Annotated in this window: 20 protein-coding genes; 11 read left to right on the top strand and 9 right to left on the bottom strand. The window is 72.6% G+C overall.

All coding sequences use genetic code 11. The features are described 5' to 3' along the window. Window positions 1-45: 45 nt before the first annotated feature. From J2X36_RS17785 to J2X36_RS17775, 3 genes are read left to right on the top strand one after another with little or no spacing between them, the layout of a single operon-like run. Entirely contained in the window at window positions 46-297 is a 252-nt protein-coding gene (locus tag J2X36_RS17785) for a hypothetical protein (RefSeq protein ID WP_132250757.1), read from the top strand. A gap of 46 nt (window positions 298-343) precedes the next feature. After that, the gene (locus J2X36_RS17780; protein ID WP_310352151.1) at window positions 344-1393 is read left to right on the top strand and encodes a low specificity L-threonine aldolase; all 1050 of its coding nucleotides are present in this window, start codon (window positions 344-346) and stop codon (window positions 1391-1393) included. A gap of 34 nt (window positions 1394-1427) precedes the next feature. Then, on the top strand, window positions 1428-2318 hold the full coding sequence (locus J2X36_RS17775; protein ID WP_310352149.1) for a dihydrodipicolinate synthase family protein: 891 nt from the start codon (window positions 1428-1430) through the stop codon (window positions 2316-2318). Window positions 2319-2327: 9 nt separating this feature from the next. On the opposite strand, the gene J2X36_RS17770 is transcribed toward J2X36_RS17775, so the two are convergent. The 7 genes from J2X36_RS17770 to J2X36_RS17740 form a co-directional block, all read right to left on the bottom strand. Beyond that, window positions 2328-2669, bottom strand: a complete 342-nt coding sequence (locus J2X36_RS17770; RefSeq protein WP_310352146.1) for a type II toxin-antitoxin system HicB family antitoxin — start codon at window positions 2667-2669, stop codon at window positions 2328-2330. Further along, complete coding sequence (locus J2X36_RS17765; RefSeq protein ID WP_310352327.1) at window positions 2666-2860, bottom strand: type II toxin-antitoxin system HicA family toxin; 195 nt, start codon at window positions 2858-2860, stop codon at window positions 2666-2668. The genes J2X36_RS17770 and J2X36_RS17765 overlap by 4 nt, the downstream gene beginning before the upstream one ends. Window positions 2861-2996: 136 nt before the next feature. Next, entirely contained in the window at window positions 2997-4265 is a 1269-nt protein-coding gene (gene lysA / locus J2X36_RS17760) for a diaminopimelate decarboxylase (protein WP_310352145.1), read from the bottom strand. Window positions 4266-4348: 83 nt separating this feature from the next. After that, window positions 4349-4696: an LPS translocon maturation chaperone LptM gene (locus J2X36_RS17755; protein WP_132250745.1), complete on the bottom strand. Its 348-nt coding sequence runs from the start codon at window positions 4694-4696 to the stop codon at window positions 4349-4351. Between the two features lie 120 nt (window positions 4697-4816). Then, on the bottom strand, window positions 4817-5098 hold the full coding sequence (locus tag J2X36_RS17750; protein ID WP_310352142.1) for a 3',5'-cyclic-nucleotide phosphodiesterase: 282 nt from the start codon (window positions 5096-5098) through the stop codon (window positions 4817-4819). A gap of 152 nt (window positions 5099-5250) precedes the next feature. Then, window positions 5251-6060 carry a hypothetical protein gene (locus J2X36_RS17745; RefSeq protein ID WP_310352141.1) on the bottom strand — a complete coding sequence of 270 codons (810 nt, stop codon included), beginning with the start codon at window positions 6058-6060 and terminating at the stop codon, window positions 5251-5253. Window positions 6061-6217: 157 nt separating this feature from the next. Further along, window positions 6218-6832, bottom strand: coding sequence for a DUF1134 domain-containing protein (locus J2X36_RS17740; RefSeq protein ID WP_132250739.1), 615 nt, complete (start codon window positions 6830-6832; stop codon window positions 6218-6220). Between the two features lie 260 nt (window positions 6833-7092). Here J2X36_RS17740 and J2X36_RS17735 point away from each other — a divergent pair, with 260 nt between their 5' ends. After that, entirely contained in the window at window positions 7093-7551 is a 459-nt protein-coding gene (locus tag J2X36_RS17735) for a YHS domain-containing (seleno)protein (RefSeq protein ID WP_310352140.1), read from the top strand. Here J2X36_RS17735 and J2X36_RS17730 read toward each other — a convergent pair. Next, window positions 7548-8396 carry a 3'(2'),5'-bisphosphate nucleotidase CysQ gene (locus J2X36_RS17730; RefSeq protein ID WP_310352138.1) on the bottom strand — a complete coding sequence of 283 codons (849 nt, stop codon included), beginning with the start codon at window positions 8394-8396 and terminating at the stop codon, window positions 7548-7550. The two genes, J2X36_RS17735 and J2X36_RS17730, sit on opposite strands and share 4 nt — an antisense overlap. A gap of 162 nt (window positions 8397-8558) precedes the next feature. Between J2X36_RS17730 and chpT the strand changes: the two genes are divergently transcribed. The 7 genes from chpT (at window position 8559) to J2X36_RS17695 (ending at window position 16620) form a co-directional block, all read left to right on the top strand. Further along, window positions 8559-9293 (top strand): histidine phosphotransferase ChpT, encoded by a 735-nt coding sequence (gene chpT / locus J2X36_RS17725; protein WP_132250735.1) that lies wholly within the window; start codon window positions 8559-8561, stop codon window positions 9291-9293. Between the two features lie 376 nt (window positions 9294-9669). Then, window positions 9670-12426: a hybrid sensor histidine kinase/response regulator gene (locus J2X36_RS17720; RefSeq protein WP_310352133.1), complete on the top strand. Its 2757-nt coding sequence runs from the start codon at window positions 9670-9672 to the stop codon at window positions 12424-12426. Between the two features lie 25 nt (window positions 12427-12451). Further along, window positions 12452-12934 (top strand): chemotaxis protein CheW, encoded by a 483-nt coding sequence (locus J2X36_RS17715; protein ID WP_132250848.1) that lies wholly within the window; start codon window positions 12452-12454, stop codon window positions 12932-12934. A gap of 25 nt (window positions 12935-12959) precedes the next feature. Further along, a complete protein-coding gene (locus tag J2X36_RS17710) occupies window positions 12960-13340 on the top strand; it encodes a response regulator (RefSeq protein WP_132250731.1) in 381 nt (126 codons plus the stop codon). Between the two features lie 70 nt (window positions 13341-13410). Next, entirely contained in the window at window positions 13411-14580 is a 1170-nt protein-coding gene (locus tag J2X36_RS17705; RefSeq protein WP_310352129.1) for a chemotaxis response regulator protein-glutamate methylesterase, read from the top strand. After that, on the top strand, window positions 14577-15443 hold the full coding sequence (locus J2X36_RS17700) for a protein-glutamate O-methyltransferase CheR (protein WP_310352127.1): 867 nt from the start codon (window positions 14577-14579) through the stop codon (window positions 15441-15443). The genes J2X36_RS17705 and J2X36_RS17700 overlap by 4 nt, the downstream gene beginning before the upstream one ends. 115 nt (window positions 15444-15558) lie before the next feature. After that, a complete protein-coding gene (locus tag J2X36_RS17695; RefSeq protein ID WP_310352125.1) occupies window positions 15559-16620 on the top strand; it encodes an SDR family oxidoreductase in 1062 nt (353 codons plus the stop codon). A 71-nt stretch (window positions 16621-16691) separates the two neighbouring features. On the opposite strand, the gene J2X36_RS17690 is transcribed toward J2X36_RS17695, so the two are convergent. Further along, a partial coding sequence (locus tag J2X36_RS17690) for a helix-turn-helix domain-containing protein (RefSeq protein WP_310352324.1) occupies window positions 16692-16820 on the bottom strand: 129 nt, incomplete at its 5' end.

Genomic DNA, 16820 nt, shown 5'->3' with positions numbered 1-16820 from the left:
GGGCCTATGAGACGGTTGCAGGGGCAACGGTGGGGTGCCAAGCTGATGACGACCGGAGCCGAGGCCATGCCGACCTACCGCCTTCGCGTCGCCTGGCGGGAGCGGAACGGCATCGTCCGTTCCCCGGTGAGCGACGAGGGAATCGAGGCGCCGAGCCTGCGGGAGGCCATCGCCGTCGCCCTGACGCGGTCCCACCAGCTCCTCGCCGCGGACACCAATCTCGCCTGGATCGTCGATCCGGACGGGCATGTCGCCTGGACGCTGCGCATGGACGAGGGCAGCGCGGTCGCCGTCTGACGGGCGCCGCGTTATCGTCGGACGAGACGCGGCGAGGGCTCCCCAGATGCCATCCGACGACGCACAGCAATTCGCGAGCGACAATTACTCCGGCATCTGCCCCGAGGCCTGGGCGGCGATGGCGGAGGCGAACCGGGGCCACGCGGCCGCCTACGGCGAGGATGCCTGGACCGCGCGGGCGGCGGACGGTTTCCGCGCTCTGTTCGAGACGCCCTGCCAGGTCTTCTTCGCCTTCAACGGCACGGCGGCGAACTCGCTGGCGCTCGCCTCCCTCTGCCAATCCTACCACAGCGTGATCTGCGCCGATTCGGCCCATGTCGAGACGGACGAGTGCGGCGCGCCGGAATTCTTCTCGAACGGCTCGAAGCTCCTCACCGCCCGGACGACGGGCGGCAAGCTGACCCCGGAGGCGATCCGCGCGCTCGCCACGAACCGCAGCGACATCCACTTCCCGAAGCCCCGCGTCGTCACGATCACGCAGCCGACGGAGACGGGGCAGGTCTACAGCCTCGACGAGTTGCGGGCGATCTCGGCGACCTGCCGGGAGCTGGCGCTCAGCCTGCACATGGACGGGGCGCGCTTCGCCAATGCCTGTGCGAGCCTGAAGTGCAGCCCCGCCGCGATGACGTGGCAGGCGGGCATCGACGTGCTCTGCTTCGGCGGCACCAAGAACGGCATGCATGCGGGCGAGGCGGTGCTGTTCTTCGATCCCGACTTCGCGGAGGATTTCGGCTACCGCTGCAAGCAGGCGGGCCAGCTCGCCTCGAAGATGCGCTTCCTCGCCGCGCCCTGGGTCGGCATGCTGGAGAGCGGGGCTTGGCTCGCCAATGCCCGCCACGGCAATGCCTGCGCCGCCCGCTTCGCGCAGGCCGTCGCCGGCCTGCCCGAGGTCGAACTGATGTTCCCGGTCGAGGCGAACGCGGTGTTCCTGCGGATGCCGCCCGCCCGGATGGAGGCGTTGCGGGCGCGGGGCTGGCGCTTCTACACCTTCATCGGCGGGGGCGCCCGCTTCATGTTCGCCTGGGACGCCGACCCGGCCCGGGTCGACGCGCTGGCGCGGGACCTGCGGGCGGTGGCGCTGGACGAGGCGGCCTGAGGGGCGCCTGCCGGACGCGGGAGGGCTCGACGCCATGACGCTCACAGGGCTGTCCGCCTTTCCGATCACGCCGGCCGCCGCCGACGGCCGGGTCGACGAGACCGCCCTGCGCCGGCTCGTCGAGCCGCTCTGCGCGGCTGGCGTCGACTCGGTCGGCCTGCTCGGCAGCACGGGGACCTACGCCTATCTCACCCGCACGGAGCGCCGCCGCGCCCTCGATGCCGCCCTCGACGTGTCGGGGGGCCGGGTGCCGATCCTCGTCGGAATCGGCGCCCTTCGGACCGACGAAGCGGTGCGCCTCGCGCAGGATGCCAGGGCGGCCGGCGCCGCCGCCGGGCTCCTGGCTCCCGTCTCCTACACGCCGCTCACCGAGGACGAGGTCTTCGCGCACGTCGCCGCGGTCGCGCGGGAGGGCGGCCTGCCGGTCTGCCTCTACGACAACCCGGCCACGACGCATTTCCGGTTCACGCCGTCCCTTGTCGGGCGCCTCGCGGAGGTTCCCGGGATCGTCGCCCTCAAGAGCCCGGCGCCGGACACGCAGGCGGCCGGGGATTACCTCGCCGCATGGCGCGGCGTCGTCCCGAACGGGTTCTCGCTCGGCGTCAGCGGCGACTGGAACTCCGTCGAGGCGCTGATCGCCGGCGCCGACGCCTGGTTCTGCGTGATGGCGGGCCTGTTCCCGAGGACCGGCCTGCGGATCGTCCGGGCGGTTCGGGACGGAAACGCCGCGGAAGCGCGGCGGCTGAACGCCACGCTCGCGCCGCTCTGGGACCTGTTCAAGGCGTATTCGAGCCTCAGGGTGATGTACGCGAGCGCCGACCTGCTCGGCCTCTGCCGCGCCGAGCCGCCGCGCCCGATCCTGCCGCTGACCGGCCTGCCCCGGCAGCAGGTCGCGGACGCGCTGCGCAGACTCGATCTGAGCTAGGGGCGGGGCTCAGCCCACGGCCTTGCGGCTCGCTTCCGCCAGAACCTCCTCGCCCCACGGGTTGAGGCTCTTCCCGGCCAGCCTTGCGGCCAGCGCCGCGCGGGCATGCACCTCCGGCGCCACGCGCAGCATCACCTTGCCGGAATAGGGTTTCTCCGGGGCCTTTCCCACGGCTTCGCACGTCGCGACATAGTCCTCGACCGCCTCGTGAAAGGCTTCGGTCAATCCGGCCACGGTATCCGCGTGGAAGCCGACGACGTCGTTGATCCCGGAGAGTTGCCCGACGAAGAGGCCATCATCCGGATCGAACGCGACGCGGGCGTGAAAGCCCCTGTAGGCCATCGTGTTCACGGCTTCACTCCGAGCTTGAGCAAGAACTCGCGAGCGGCACGCACCTGATACCGCTTCGCTTCCTTCGCAGGGTGCGGGCGATGAAAGCTGGCGATGATGCGTTGCTTCTCGAAGCGGACGCGAGATCCGGCCCCTTCGACGCGTTGGCAACCCACCGCCAGAAGCACAGCCTCGACATCCTGCCACGCGATCGCCCGTTAGGCCGGATCGGGGAAGACGGCCTGCAGCCGTTCGCGCCTGCCTCGCGTCTCTGCATCGCCTCCCGGGCAAGCCTATCATGCGAGTCGGAAGAAGGCAGAAGGAACACAGGGAAAGTCGGCCGCCCGCTCAGCCCAGCCAGTCCGGCACCCGGTCGAGGCCGATCAGGTCCTCGTAGCTCTGGCGCGGGCGCACGATGGCCGCGTCGGCGCCGCGCACCAGCACCTCCGGCACGAGGCGGCGCGTGTTGTAGGTGCCGGCCTGGACCGCCCCGTAGGCGCCGGCCGTCATCACGGCGATCAAATCGCCGGGCGCCACCTCGGGCATCTCGCGGTTGAGGGCGAGATAATCCCCCGTCTCGCAGACCGGGCCGACCACATCGGCGACGATTCGGGGGGTGTCGGGCGCGGGCTCCCGCACCGGGCGGAGCGCGTGGAACGCCTCGTAGAGGGTCGGGCGGATCAGGTCGTTCATCGCCCCGTCCACGATCACGAAGGTGCGCCCCTCGGAGTGCTTCACGAAGATCACGCGGGTGACGAGGATGCCCGCATTGCCCGAGATCATGCGGCCGATCTCGAAGACGGGGCGCAGGCCGAGCGGCCGGAAATGCGGGCGCAGCACCGCGGCGAGCGCCGCGGGGTCGGGCGGGGGCGCGTTGTCGTCCCGGTAGGGGATGCCGAGGCCGCCGCCGAAATCGATGTGGTGAAGGTCGTGCCCCGCCGCCATCAGGTCGCGGGCGAGGCCGGCGAGCAGCCGGGCCGCGCTGTCGAAGGGCGCGAGATCCGTGATCTGGCTGCCGATATGCATGTCGACGCCCGAGACCCTGAGGCCCGGCAGCCGCGCGGCCTCGGCGTAGACCGCGGGCGCCCGCGTGATCGGGATGCCGAACTTGTTCTCGTACTTGCCGGTCGAGATCTTGGCGTGGGTGCCGGCGTCGACGTCCGGGTTCACCCGGATCGAGACCGGTGCGGTCAGGCCAAGGCTCGTCGCCACCGCGGAGAGCGCGGCGAGTTCGGGCTCGCTCTCGACGTTGAAGCAGAAGATGCCGGCCCGCAGCGCCGCCTCCATCTCGTCGCGCGTCTTGCCGACGCCCGAGAAGACGATGCGCTGCGGATCGACGCCGGCGGCCAGCGCCCGGCGCAGCTCGCCCTCCGAGACGATGTCCATGCCTGCGCCCGCGCGGGCGAGGGTGCGCAGCACCGCCTGGTTCGAGTTCGCCTTCATGGCGAAGCAGACGAGGGCGTCGTCGCCCGCGAAGGCGTCGGCGAAGACGCGGTAGTGCCGCTCCAGCGTGGCGGTGGCGTAGCAGTAGAAGGGGGTGCCCACCGTGTCGGCGAGGCCGGTCAGGTCGACGTCCTCCGCGTGCAGGCGGCCGTCGCGGTAGTGGAAATGATGCATGGCAGCGGCCGGCGCGGGGCGGGTTCGGGTCTCGGGGATGTGGGGGGCCGGGGGCCGGGGCGCGAGCCCGCGCCGATCGTCCCCTAGAGCAGCGGATCGAGGAGGAAGGGCTGCCTGGGCACCGTGTAGCCGCGCCGCGCGCCGCGCCCCGTCGTCTGCGGCGCCTCGGTGCCGCTCGGCGGGATGGCGGAGAGGGGCAGTTCGTCGCCGGCCTGGACCGCGGCGGGATCGGGGGAGGCGGCGCCGTTGCCGAGGCCGATGCTCGTCGGCAGCGAGCGGGCGCTGGCGGGCGCCTGGGGGCCGCCGGCCACCGGGCCGGGCCGGGCGGCGCCGTCCGGCGGCTCGAGCGCGCCGCGCCGCCCGCAGGCCGAGACCGCCAGGGCGATCGCGCCGGCCGCGATGAGGAGCTTCAGGGAGCGGGAAGGCAGCATCGACGCGGGTCCGGCACGCTTGGCGGTTTCGCCCGGGGGGCGCTCCACCTTAGCCGCAGGCGATAGCCGAGACGAGCGCGCGGGCGCAACAGCCGAGCTGAAGCCCCGCGCGCCGATCGCTCAGCCCCGCTTGTTGCCCGCGCCGGGCTGGGTCTTCTGGTAGGCGTCGATCGCCCGGCGGCAATTCTCGGAGAGCTTCTTCCAGTTCGTCTCGAAACAGGCGTCCGTCGCCGGATCCTCGGGGGCGAGGTTGCCGCAATAGGTCAGGTAGTCGCCCGTGCAGTACTTCTTCAGCGTCTCGTTGCCCCGCTTCGTCTGCGGCGCGGGGTCGGCGAGGGCCGGGGCGGCAAGCGCGGCGGCGAAGCCGAGCGCGAGGGCGAGGGACGGGAACTTCGAGGCCATGAATGGACGGTCCTGGTCGATCGAGAAACGAATGATGCCCCGATGATGCCACTCGATGGTCGAAACAAGGCACGGGGCGGTGATCCGGTGTCGATGCGGCAGCCTTCAGGTGCGGGTCCGCACGCTCAAGGCAGCGCCCGGGCGCGGCGACGTCATGATCGCGCCGCCGCGGGGAAGGCGTCGACGCTGGGCAGGCGCTCCCGCCCGGCCACGGCGTCGGCCACCTCGGTGATGCGCCGGCGCAGGTCGGCGTTCTCGCGGGCGATGTCGGGGCCCGCACCCTCGCCGCGATCGGACAGGGATTGCGCGAGGGCATCCTCCGCGGCGGCGAGGCTCGCCCGCAGCGCCTCGCGCTCGGCGAAGAGCTCCGCGTGCTGCCGGCGCAGGTCGGCGACGGCCGAATCCACCGCGAGCGGCTCGGGCTTGGCGGCGGCGTCCGCCTCGGCCGCCCGCTCGGCCGCGGCCCGGGCCGCGTCGCGCTCGTGGCGGGTGGCGATGAGGTTGTCGAGGAGTTCGCAATGCGCCTCCTCGAGGGCGTGGAGCGTCGCGAGCCCCGTCGCGCCCTCGGAGCGGGCGGCGTCGAGGTCGCCCGAGAGCCGCACGATGTCGCCCCGGGCCGCCGCGATCTCGCCGATGCGCTCGGCGAGCGTCGTGTCGCGGGCCTCGACCAGTTGCGCGAGCTTGGCGACCTCCATGCTGCGCGCGCCGATCTCGGCCATGTCGGCGTGGCGCTTGGCGAGGGCGGCCTCGACCCGGCGCTCCAGCCGGCGCTGCTGCACGGCGAACTGGGCGCGCAGGAAATCCTTCTCCGCCGCGATCTCTCCCGAAGAGAGCGGGAACATGGCCTCGACCCGGCGGCGGGCGAGCCGGGCGGCGCGCGCGTTGACCGCCGGCAGCACGAGCAGGATGCACAGGCTCGCCGCCAGGAAGCCGAGCGCGAAGATCAGCAGGGTTTCGATCACGCGGGCACGCTCATCGATCGGACAGGCCTCCGCGGCCGGGTCCCGCCTCGCGGGCTCCGTCGCGGCCGAACCCCGTCTTTAACCCATCTTCGCGCGCAGCGGGCAAGTTCCGCAATGCGGCCGGGCGGGATGCCCCTGCGCGGGGCGCAGCGCGGCCTCAGAACGGGTTCCAGGTCGGCCGGCTGGTGAATTTCAGGTAGCCGACATTGATGCCGAGCCGGGCCCCGACGCCGCTGCGGATCGGCACCACGACGATCCCGTCCGCGGTGGCCGCCGTCATGCCGAAGCCGCCGACGAGATAGGCCGAGCCGTCGACGCCGCCGAAGCGGCGGTAGAGGTCCTGGACCGAGGTCAGGTTGTAGACGAGCATCATGGTGCGCGCCCCGTCGCCGCCCACGTCGAAGCCGAGCGTCGGCCCCTGCCAGTAGACCCGCCGCTGGCCCGCGTTGCGGGTGTAGAGCGTGCCCTCGCCGTAGCGCAGGCCGCCGACGATGGCGCCGGAGGCTTCCTGGCCGAGGATGTAGCCGTTCGGCTCGCCCCAGCGGCGGCTCGCCTCCTGCACCGTGAGGGCGAGGCCGCGCGAGACGGTGCCGAAGAAGCGGTGCCCGGAATCGACGATCTCGGCCGGCCGGAAGGAATCCGGGTTGCCCGGGTCATCGCCCGGCCGGGCGAGCGCGGCGACGGGGCCGAGGGCGAGGGCCGCGCCCGCGGCGAGGGCGCCCGCCAGGATGCGGCGCCGGTCGGAATCGTGGTTTCGGTCTGGCTTCGACATCGGTTCCTCCTCGCTCGCCATCGGGCGTTCCGAGCGGTCGGGCTTCGGCGCCCGGCGGCAGGATCCGCCGGCCGCCTCCATCCCGCCGGCCCCATTGTGGCGAAATGCCGGGTCGTCGGGCCCGCCGCGGCGTCGCAGGCCGGCGGCGGGATTGCCATCGCCCCCGCGCTGCGCTCGAAGGCGGCTGGCCGGGCGCGACCTGATTCGGCGAGTCTGACGCGAAATTTTGCAGGATGTGGTTAACGCGCCGTCAATGCTTCGTGATCATCGCCGCGGCGGCCGGCCGGCCCGCGCGGGCCGGGGGCGGGCCGGAGGCGGAGGAGCGCCTGCGCCGTCTCCCCGCGCTCGCGCCGCTGGCCCTGCACGGCTACGACGCGGTGAGCTACTTCCTGCCCGGCGGCCCCGTCGCCGGGCTCCCGGCCCACGAAGTCGCCTGGGCCGGGCGGAGCTGGCGCTTCGCGAAGGGCGCCAACCGCGAGGCGTTCCGGCGCGATCCCGAGATCTACGCGCCCCGCCTCGGCGGCCACGATCCGGTCGGCGTCGCGCAGGGGCGCATCGTCGATGCCGATCCCCTCGTCTTCGCGATCCTCGACGCGCGGCTCTACCTGTTCCGCGACGCGCAGCGCCGGGCGCGCGCCCTCGCCGAGCCGGAGATCCTGGGCCGGGCCGAGGCGGGCTGGCCGGCCCTGCGGCCGCTGATCGAGGACCCGCCGCGCTAGAGCCCGTCCGCCGAATGCGGCCGGATCAGCGGCCCGCGATCCGGCAGGCCGACCCGGGCGGCGTAGCTCCGGTCGCCCAGCGCCGCGAAGGGCCCGTTGCGGTAGGAGAGGGCGTGGCGCCCGTAGATCATCGGCCGGCCCGTCGGCGTCAGGGTGCAGCCGCCGGCCACGGTGAGGACGTGGTCGCCGGCCGCCGTGTCCCATTCCATGGTCGGGCCGCAGCGCACGTAGATGTCGGCCTCGCCGGAGGCGATCAGGCAGAATTTCAGGGCCGAGGCGGCGCCGCGCCGCGCCCCGATCGGCAGGGCGGCGAGGCAGGCCTCGGTCTCGACGTCCCCGTGGCGGCGGCTGACGAGCGCCACGAGGCCGCTTGCCGGGGCGGCGCGCACGCGGATCGGGCTCGCCTCGTCCGGGCGGCCCTCCCGGATCGGCGCCTCGCTGGCCTGCGCCCCCGCGAACCAGACCCGGCCGAGGCCGGGCGCGGCGAGCGCGGCGGCGACGGGCCGGTTGCCCGCGATGAGGCCGATATTGACCGAGTATTCGGGGTTGCCGGCGAGGAAGTCGCGCGTGCCGTCGAGGGGGTCGACGAGGAAGAACAGGTCGGCCGGCGGCGCGTCGTGGGAGGTCTCCTCGGCCACGACCGGGATCTCGGGAAAGGCCTGGGCGAGGGATTGCAGGATGTGCTGCTCGGCCGCGAGGTCGGCCACGCTGGAGGGCGAGCCGTCCGGCTTCAGCACGTGCGGGCAATCGCCGCCATGGTGGGCCCGCAGGATCTCGCCGGCCTCGCAGGCGATCCCCGCCAGCGTCGCGGCGATGCGGTCGCGTTGCGGCTCCGTGAGCGTCATCGGGCCGTCATGCCCGAGGCGTCCGCGCTTGTCGACCCGATGCGGCGGGCGACGCCGCCGCTTTTCAAAGCGGGATGCGCCGTCTATCCGTGCGGCATGGGCCCTCGCGGCGCGAGCCGGCGGCCCGAGCCGACACCCGATGAACCACGCGCGGAGCGCGCCATGACCACCGTGAATCTCGATTCCCTCGACCTCTCGGCCCTGCTCTGCTCCCGCGTCTGCCACGACGTGATCAGCCCGGTCGGCGCGATCGTCAACGGGCTCGAGGTGCTGGAGGACGACAACGACGCCTCCATGCGCGACTTCGCCCTGGATCTCATCCGCAAGAGCGCGCGGCAGGCCTCGGCGCGGCTGCAATTCGCCCGCATCGCCTTCGGCGCCGCCGGCTCGGCCGGGGCGGCGATCGACCTCGCCGACGCGGAGAAGGTCTCCCGCGGGATGTTCGCGGACGACAAGACCCAGCTCACCTGGAGCGCGCCCCAGGCCCTGTTCCCGAAGAACAAGGTCAAGCTCCTGCTCAACCTCGTCATGATCGCCACGAGCGCGATCCCGCGCGGCGGCCTCATCGACGTGAAGGTCTCCGGTGACGGCGAGGCGCCGACACTCCTCTTCAAGGCCAAGGGCTCGCACGCCCGCATCCCCGCCCATGTCGAGGAGCTCATCGCGGGCCGCCCGGAGAGCGGCACCGTCGACGCGCACGGCATCCTGCCCTTCTATGCCGGCCTCGTGGCCCGCGCCGCGGGCATGAGCGTGCGCTTCTCGATCGAGGGCGACGAGGTGACGATCCTCGCCGAGCCGGTCTCGGCCTCCGCCGAGCCCGAGGCGCCGGCCCCCGCCGCCACGCCCGAGGATGCGCGCCCCGCCGACAGCGAGCCCTCGGACACGCAGCTGGCCTGAACTACCCCGCCGCTCCCGTTCGGCAGAGGTCGCGGGCAGGGCTCGCGCACCGGGCGAGGATCGCAATCTCTCCGGATTCGGCGAATCCCCACCCCTCTCCCGAACGGGAGAGGGGAGACGCGCTCAGCCCCGACGGCCCCGTGAGCGTTTTCGTCTCTCGCCGCCCACGCGGCCTGCGCCTCTGTGCGCGCACCCGTCCGGCCGGCCCGGAACCAGCCCCGGCGCCCCTTCCGCTCCCGATCCGTCAACCGAAACCGCTCACGGAGACCGCCTCGACGGCCGGTCGCCGGGTGCTTGCTGCAACGGTTCTCTAACCCATCCCGGTCACATTCGGTGAAGTACGAATACCGTGCGGATCTCGAACCGAGCACTTCCGATGGACGACTTGCTGCGTGAGTTTCTGACCGAGAGCAGTGAGCATCTCGACACTGTCGACACCGAACTGGTGCGGTTCGAGCAGGATCCCAACAACCAGCAGATCCTGAGAAACATCTTCCGCCTCGTCCACACCATCAAGGGCACCTGCGGCTTCCTCGGCCTGCCGCGCCTCGAGGCGCTGGCGCACGCCGCCGAGACGCTGATGGGCCGCTTCCGGGACGGCTTGCCCGCCACCGCCGCCTCGGTCACCCTGATCCTCTCGACCCTCGACCGCCTCAAGGCGATCCTCGCCGATCTCGAGGCGACCGGCACGGAGCCCGCGGGCTCCGACGAGGACCTGATCGGCGCGCTGGACAAGATGTCCGAGGGCACGGTCGAGGCCGCTCCCGCCCCGGCGCCGGTGGCACCGCCGCCCCTGCCGGACCCGGTGGTCCGCGAGCTGAAGCCCGGCGAGGTCTCGCTCGACGATCTCGAGGCCGCCTTCCTGGCCGCGCCCGGGCCGGACGAGTTCGCGCCCGAGCCCGTTCTCGCCGAGCCCGCCTTAGCCAAGCCCGCCTTAGCCAAGCCCGCCTTCGCCGAGCCCGCCTTCGCCCCGCCCGCCGTGGCGGAGCGTCCCGCAGCGCCCGCTCCGGCGCCGGAGCCGGCCCCCGTCGCCGCCGCGCCCGCGAAGGCGGCCACCCCCGAGGCCCCGGCCGCCGAGGGCGAGGCGGCGGTGAGCAAGGTGCAGACGATCCGCGTCAACGTCGACACGCTCGAGCACCTGATGACGATGGTCTCGGAGCTGGTGCTGACCCGCAACCAGCTCCTCGAGATCGCGCGTCGGCACGACGACACCAGCTACAAGGTGCCCCTGCAGCGCCTCAGCCACGTCACGGCCGAGCTGCAGGAAGGCGTCATGAAGACGCGCATGCAGCCCATCGGCAATGCCTGGCAGAAGCTGCCGCGGGTGGTGCGCGACCTCTCCTCCGAACTCGGCAAGCAGATCGACCTCGTGATGCAGGGCGCCGAGACGGAGCTCGACCGCCAGGTCCTGGAGGTCATCAAGGACCCGCTCACCCACATGGTGCGCAACTCGGCCGACCACGGCATCGAGGGCGCCGCCGAGCGGAAGGCCGCCGGCAAGCCCGCCCGCGGCACCATCCGGCTCGCCGCCTATCACGAGGGCGGCACGATCACGATCGAGATCTCCGACGACGGCAAGGGGCTCGACCTCTCCGCCATCCGCCGCAAGGCGGTCGAGCGCGGCGTCGCCTCGCAGGCCGACATCGAGAAGATGACCGACGCGCAGGTCGCGAAGTTCATCTTCCACGCCGGCTTCTCGACGGCCAAGGCCGTCACCTCGGTCTCGGGCCGCGGCGTCGGCATGGACGTCGTCAAGACGAACATCGAGACGATCGGCGGCGTCATCGACATCAACACGCAGCTCGGCCGCGGCACCACCTTCACGATCAAGATCCCGCTGACGCTGGCCATCGTCGCCGCCCTCATCGTCAAGGCGGGCGAGAACCGCTTCGCGGTACCCCAGGTCGCGGTGCTGGAGCTGGTGCGCGTCGACAAGAGCACCGGCCAGCGGGTCGAGCGCATCAACGGCTCGCCGGTGCTGCGCCTGCGCGAGCGCCTGCTCCCGATCGTCACGCTCACGGGCCTCCTCGGCCAGAGCGACGGCGCCGAGGTCGATACCGGCTTCGTGGTCGTGGCCCAGGTCGGCCGCCAGCGCTTCGGCATCCTCGTCGACGAGGTCTTCCACACGGAGGAGATCGTCGTGAAGCCGATGTCCTCCAAGCTCCGCCACATCCCGCTGTTCGCCGGCAACACCATCCTCGGCGACGGCGCCGTGGTGCTCATCGTCGATCCGAACGGCGTCGCCCGGCAGGTCAGCCAAAGCGCCCAGGCCGGCTCGATCCCGGTCGAGTCCGAGGTCGAGGAGACGGAAGCCGGCGACGCCAAGGCGACGCTCCTCGTCTTCAAGGGCGGCAACAGCACCTTCAAGGCGGTGCCGCTCTCCCTCGTCACCCGGCTCGAGGAGATCGACGCCTCGAAGGTCGAGTGGCTCGGCGGGCGCCCCCTCATCCAGTATCGCGGCCGCCTGATGCCGCTGGTGCCGGCCGACGAGGCGATCACGATCCGCTCGGAGGGGACGCAGGCGCTCGTCGTGTTCTCGGACGGCGAGCGGGCGATGGGCCTCGTCGTCGACGAGATCGTCGACATCGTCGAGGAGCGCCTCGACATCGAGATCACGGCCGAGCGCTCGGACCTGATCGGCTCCGCGGTTCTGCGCGGCCGGGCGACCGACATCATCAACATCGCCCACTTCCTGCCGCTCGCCTACGACGACTGGGCGCGCGGCCCGAAGAAGGCCGAGAAGCGCGGCTCGACCCTGCTCCTCGTCGACGATTCCGCCTTCTTCCGCGACATGCTCACCCCCGTCCTCAAGGCCGCGGGCTACGCCGTGGTCTCGGTCGAGAGCGCGGAGCAGGCGCTCGCCGCCCTCCAGGCCAATGCCCGCATCGACGTCGTCGTCACCGACCTCGAGATGCCGGGCCGCAGCGGCTTCGACCTCGTGGCGGCCATGCGCGGGGCCGACCAGCGCCTCGCCGGGCTGCCCGTCATCGCCCTGACGGGCTCCGTCGGCGCCGACGCGGTCGAGCGCGCCCGCTCGCTCGCGATCAGCGACCTCGTCGCCAAGTTCGACCGCTCGGGGCTGATCGCGGCGCTCGCCGAGGTCGACGCGGTCACCCTCGCTCAGGCGGCCTGAGCCCGCTTTCCGGAGTACGATCATGATGCAGGCCGCCAACACCAACGCCGATGCCGGCGCCACCACCGAGTTCGTCACCGTCTTCGTGGGCGAGACCATGTTCGGTCTCGCCATCAACCGGGTGCACGACGTCTTCATCCCGGCGGGCGTCACGCCGGTGCCGCTCTCGCCGCCGGAGATCGTCGGCCTCCTCAACCTGCGCGGGCGCGTCGTCACCGCGCTCTGCCTGCGCCGCCGCCTCGGCCTGCCGCCGGCCGAGACCGAGGGCAACAAGATGGCGATCGGCCTGGAGCAGGGGGGCGAGACCTTCGCCCTCGTGGTCGACGGCGTCGGCGAGGTGCTGAAGCTCGGGGCGGACACCCACGAATCCGTGCCGATCAACCTCGATGCCCGCTGGCGCGACCTCGCGCTCGGCGTGCACCGCCTCGACGGGCGCCTGCTCGTCATCCTCGACGTCGACGCGCTCCTCGCCTTCGGCGGCGAGCGGCGCGGTTCCGTCGCCGCCTGATCGATCGGACAGCGTGAGGAGTACCATGAAGACCTGTCTCGTCGTTGACGATTCCGCCGTGATCCGGAAGGTCGCCCGCCGCATCGTGGAGACGATCGGCCTCCGGGTGATCGAGGCCGAGGACGGCGCCAAGGCGCTCGACCATTGCACCGAGGCGATGCCCGACGCGATCCTCCTCGACTGGAACATGCCCAATATGGACGGCTACGCCTTCCTCCGCGCGCTGCGTCAGGCGCCGGGCGGGACGGCGCCGAAGGTGCTCTTCTGCACCACCGAGAACGACGTCGGCGCGATCGCCCGCGCGCTCCACGCGGGCGCCGACGAGTACATCATGAAGCCCTTCGACCGGGACATCCTGACGGCGAAGCTGGAGCAGGTCGGCCTCGCGGAGGCGAAGGCGGCCTGAGCCTGCAACCCGGGGGCGGGCAAGCCCCCGGCACCGACCCCGTCACGCGTATTGAAGGCGTAACCCCCCCATGCTGGCAGCCACCGCCACCCATCCGCCCGCGCCGGGGGGACATGCCGCGCCGGGCCGGATCAAGGTCCTCATCGCCGACGACTCGGCCGTGGTGCGCGGGCTCGTCGCCCGCTGGATCGGGGAGGCGGGCTTCACCGTGGTCGGCACCGCCGCCAACGGCCGCATCGCCCTGGAGATGATGGCCCGCCACGACCCCGACGTGGTGCTCCTCGACATCGACATGCCGGAACTCGACGGCACCCAGGCGCTGCCGCTGCTGCTGGCCAAGAGTCCCGGCCTCCAGGTCGTGATGATGTCGACGCTGACGACCCGCAATGCCGACATCTCCCTGAAATGCCTCGCGCTCGGCGCCGTCGACTACCTCGCCAAGCCCGAGAGCAACCGCGGCGTCACGACCTCGGACGCCTTCCGCGTCGAGCTGATCGAGCGCGTGCGGGTGTTCGGCGCCGCCCGCGCCCGCCGCCGCGGCCCCCCACCCGCGCCCGCGCCTCTGCCGGGGGTGCCCGCCGCGCCCGCCCCGCTGCCGCCGCGCCCCGCCGCGCCGATCGCCCTGCGCCCGCGGACCCGCACGGCGGCGCCGCCGAAGGTCTTCCTGATCGGCTCCTCGACCGGCGGCCCCCGCGCCGTCGGCGAGGTCCTCGAGAAGATCGGCGCGGCCACCCTGCGCCGCCTGCCGGTGCTGATCGTGCAGCACATGCCGCCCGTCTTCACCGCCGTCTTCGCCGAGCATCTCGGGGCCCGGGTCGGCCTGCCCTCGGCCGAGGGCAAGGCGGACGAGGCGCTCCAGCCCGGCCGCATCTACGTGGCGCCGGGCGGGCGCCACATGCGCCTCCAAGGCGGCGGGGGCCGAGAACCGGTGATCCGCCTCGACGACGGGCCGCCCGTCAATTTCTGCCGCCCCGCGGTCGACGTGTTGTTCCAGGACGCCGCCGCCCTGTTCGGGGCGGCCACCCTCTCGGTGATCCTCACCGGGATGGGCTCGGACGGCACCAACGGCGCCCGCAGCCTCGTCGAGGCCGGCGGCGCGGTGCTCGCCCAGGACGAGGCGACCAGCACCGTCTGGGGCATGCCGGGCAGCGTCGCCAAGGCCGGGCTCGCCCAGGCCGTGCTGCCGCTCGGCGAGCTCGGCCCGGCGCTCCGCAACCTGATCACGGGGCAGGGCGCATGACCGAGCTCGAGTTCGACTTCCTGCGCGGCTACCTCAAGCAGCGCTCCGGCCTCGCCCTGACCGCGGAGAAGCGCTACCTCGTCGAGAGCCGGCTCGGGCCGGTCTGCCGGCGCTTCGGCCTCGCGAGCCTGCGCGACCTCGTCGGCGCCCTCAAGGTCTCCCGCGACACCGCCATCGAGCGCGCCGTCGTCGAGGCGATGACGACGAACGAGACCTTCTTCTTCCGCGACCGGGTGCCCTTCGACCTGTTCCGGGAGACGCTGCTGCCGGGGGCGCTGACCCGCCGCGCGGTCCAGCGCCGCCTGCGGATCTGGTGCGCCGCCTCCTCGACGGGCCAGGAACCCTATTCCCTGGCGATCCTCCTGCAGGAGGCGGCTCCCCGCCTCCAGGGCTGGCACGTCGAGATCGTGGCCACCGACCTCTCCACCGAGGTGATCGAGAAGGCCCGGCTCGGCCTCTACAGCCACTTCGAGGTCCAGCGCGGCCTGCCCGTGCAGATGCTGCTCAAGTACTTCACCCAGGTGGGCGAGCAGTGGCACATCGCGCCCTCGATCCGCAGCATGGTCGATTACCGGCAGCTCAACCTGCTGAACCCGTTCGAGTCCCTCGGCCAGTTCGACATCATCTACTGCCGCAACGTGCTGATCTACTTCGACGCGCCGACCAAGGCCGACGTGCTCGGCCGGCTCGCCGGCTGCCTCGCGCCGGACGGGGCGATCCTCCTCGGCGCGGCCGAGACCGTGATCGGCCTGACCGACCGCCTCGCGCCGAACCCGGAGCACCGGGGCCTCTACGGCCACCCGCCGGGCGCCCGCATCGCCGAGGCCGCCCCGCGGCCCCTGCGCTTCGCCGGCCTGCGCTGAGGGCAGGGGAGGGCGGCGCCCGCCGCCCGCTTCCGCCGCGCCGCCACGCTGGCGGGCAGGACCCGGCCTCCCTAACTGCCGCCTCAGCGGGGGCGGCAATCGGGAAGGATCGGACATGGCAGGCAGCGCACTCATCGTCGGCGCGAGCGGCATCGTCGGCAGCGCCACGGCCGAGCTGATGGTCGCGCAGGGCTGGGAGGTGGCCGGGCTCGCCCGCAATCCCGGCGACCAGCCCGGCGTGCGGCCGGTCGCGGCCGATCTCCAGGACCCGGATTCGCTGGGTCGCGCCCTCGCGGGCCTGCGTCCGAGCCACGTCGTGCTGGCGACCTGGGCCCGCCGGCCGACGGAGGCCGAGATGATCGCGATCAACGCCGCGATGGTGCGAAACGTGATCGCTGCGCTCGCCCCCGCGGGCACGATCAGGCACGTCGCCCTCGTCACCGGCCTCAAGCATTATCTCGGACCGTTCGAGGCCTACGGGCAGGGCCGCGTGCCCCAGACCCCCTTCCGCGAGGAGCAGGGCCGGCTCGACATCGACAACTTCTACTACGCGCAGGAGGACGCCGTCTTCGAGGCCGCCGCCCGCGACGGATTCAACTGGAGCGTGCACCGACCGCACACGATCATCGGCAAGGCCGTCGGCAACGCCATGAATATGGGCACGACGCTCGCCGTCTACGCCACGCTCTGCCGCGAGACCGGCCGCCCCTTCCGTTTCCCCGGCTCTGCCGCCCAGTGGAACGGCCTGACCGACATGACGGACGCCCGGATCCTCGCCCGCCACATCCTCTGGGCCTCGACGAATCAGCAGGCGGCGAACGAGGCCTTCAACGTCGTCAACGGTGACGTCGTCCGCTGGAGCTGGATGTGGGGCCGCCTCGCGGACTGGTTCGGCATCGAGGCCGCTCCCTTCGACGGCACCGTCAGCCCGCTGGAGGAGCAGATGGCGGGGGACGCGCCCCTCTGGGCCGAGATCGCGGCCCGCCACGGGCTGGCCGAGCCCGATCTCGCCCGCCTCGCCTCGGCCTGGCACACCGATGCCGATCTCGGGCGCCCGATCGAGGTCGTCACCGACATGAGCAAGAGCCGCCGCCTCGGCTTCCTCGACTACCAGCCGACCGACGACGCCTTCTTCGACCTGTTCGCCCGGCTGAGGGCGGACCGGCTGATCCCGTAGGCTGAGCGTCCCCGGAAACGAAAAAGCCCCGCCGAGGCGGGGCCGTTCGCGAGGGGAGGGGACCGGCCGGATCAGACGGCGATCCGCTCCTCGCCGTCGACGGGCTCGCGCAGCACGTAGCCGCGGCCCCAGACCGTCTCGATGTAGTTCTTGCCCTGGCTGGCATTGGCGAGCTTCTTGCGCAGCTTGCAGATGAAGAC

This window comes from Methylobacterium sp. BE186, from assembly GCF_031457035.1.
Taxonomy (GTDB): Bacteria; Pseudomonadota; Alphaproteobacteria; order Rhizobiales; family Beijerinckiaceae; genus Methylobacterium; species Methylobacterium segetis.
The sequence above is the reverse complement of the archived record's forward strand: the minus strand, read 5'-3'. Positions and strand labels throughout refer to the sequence as shown.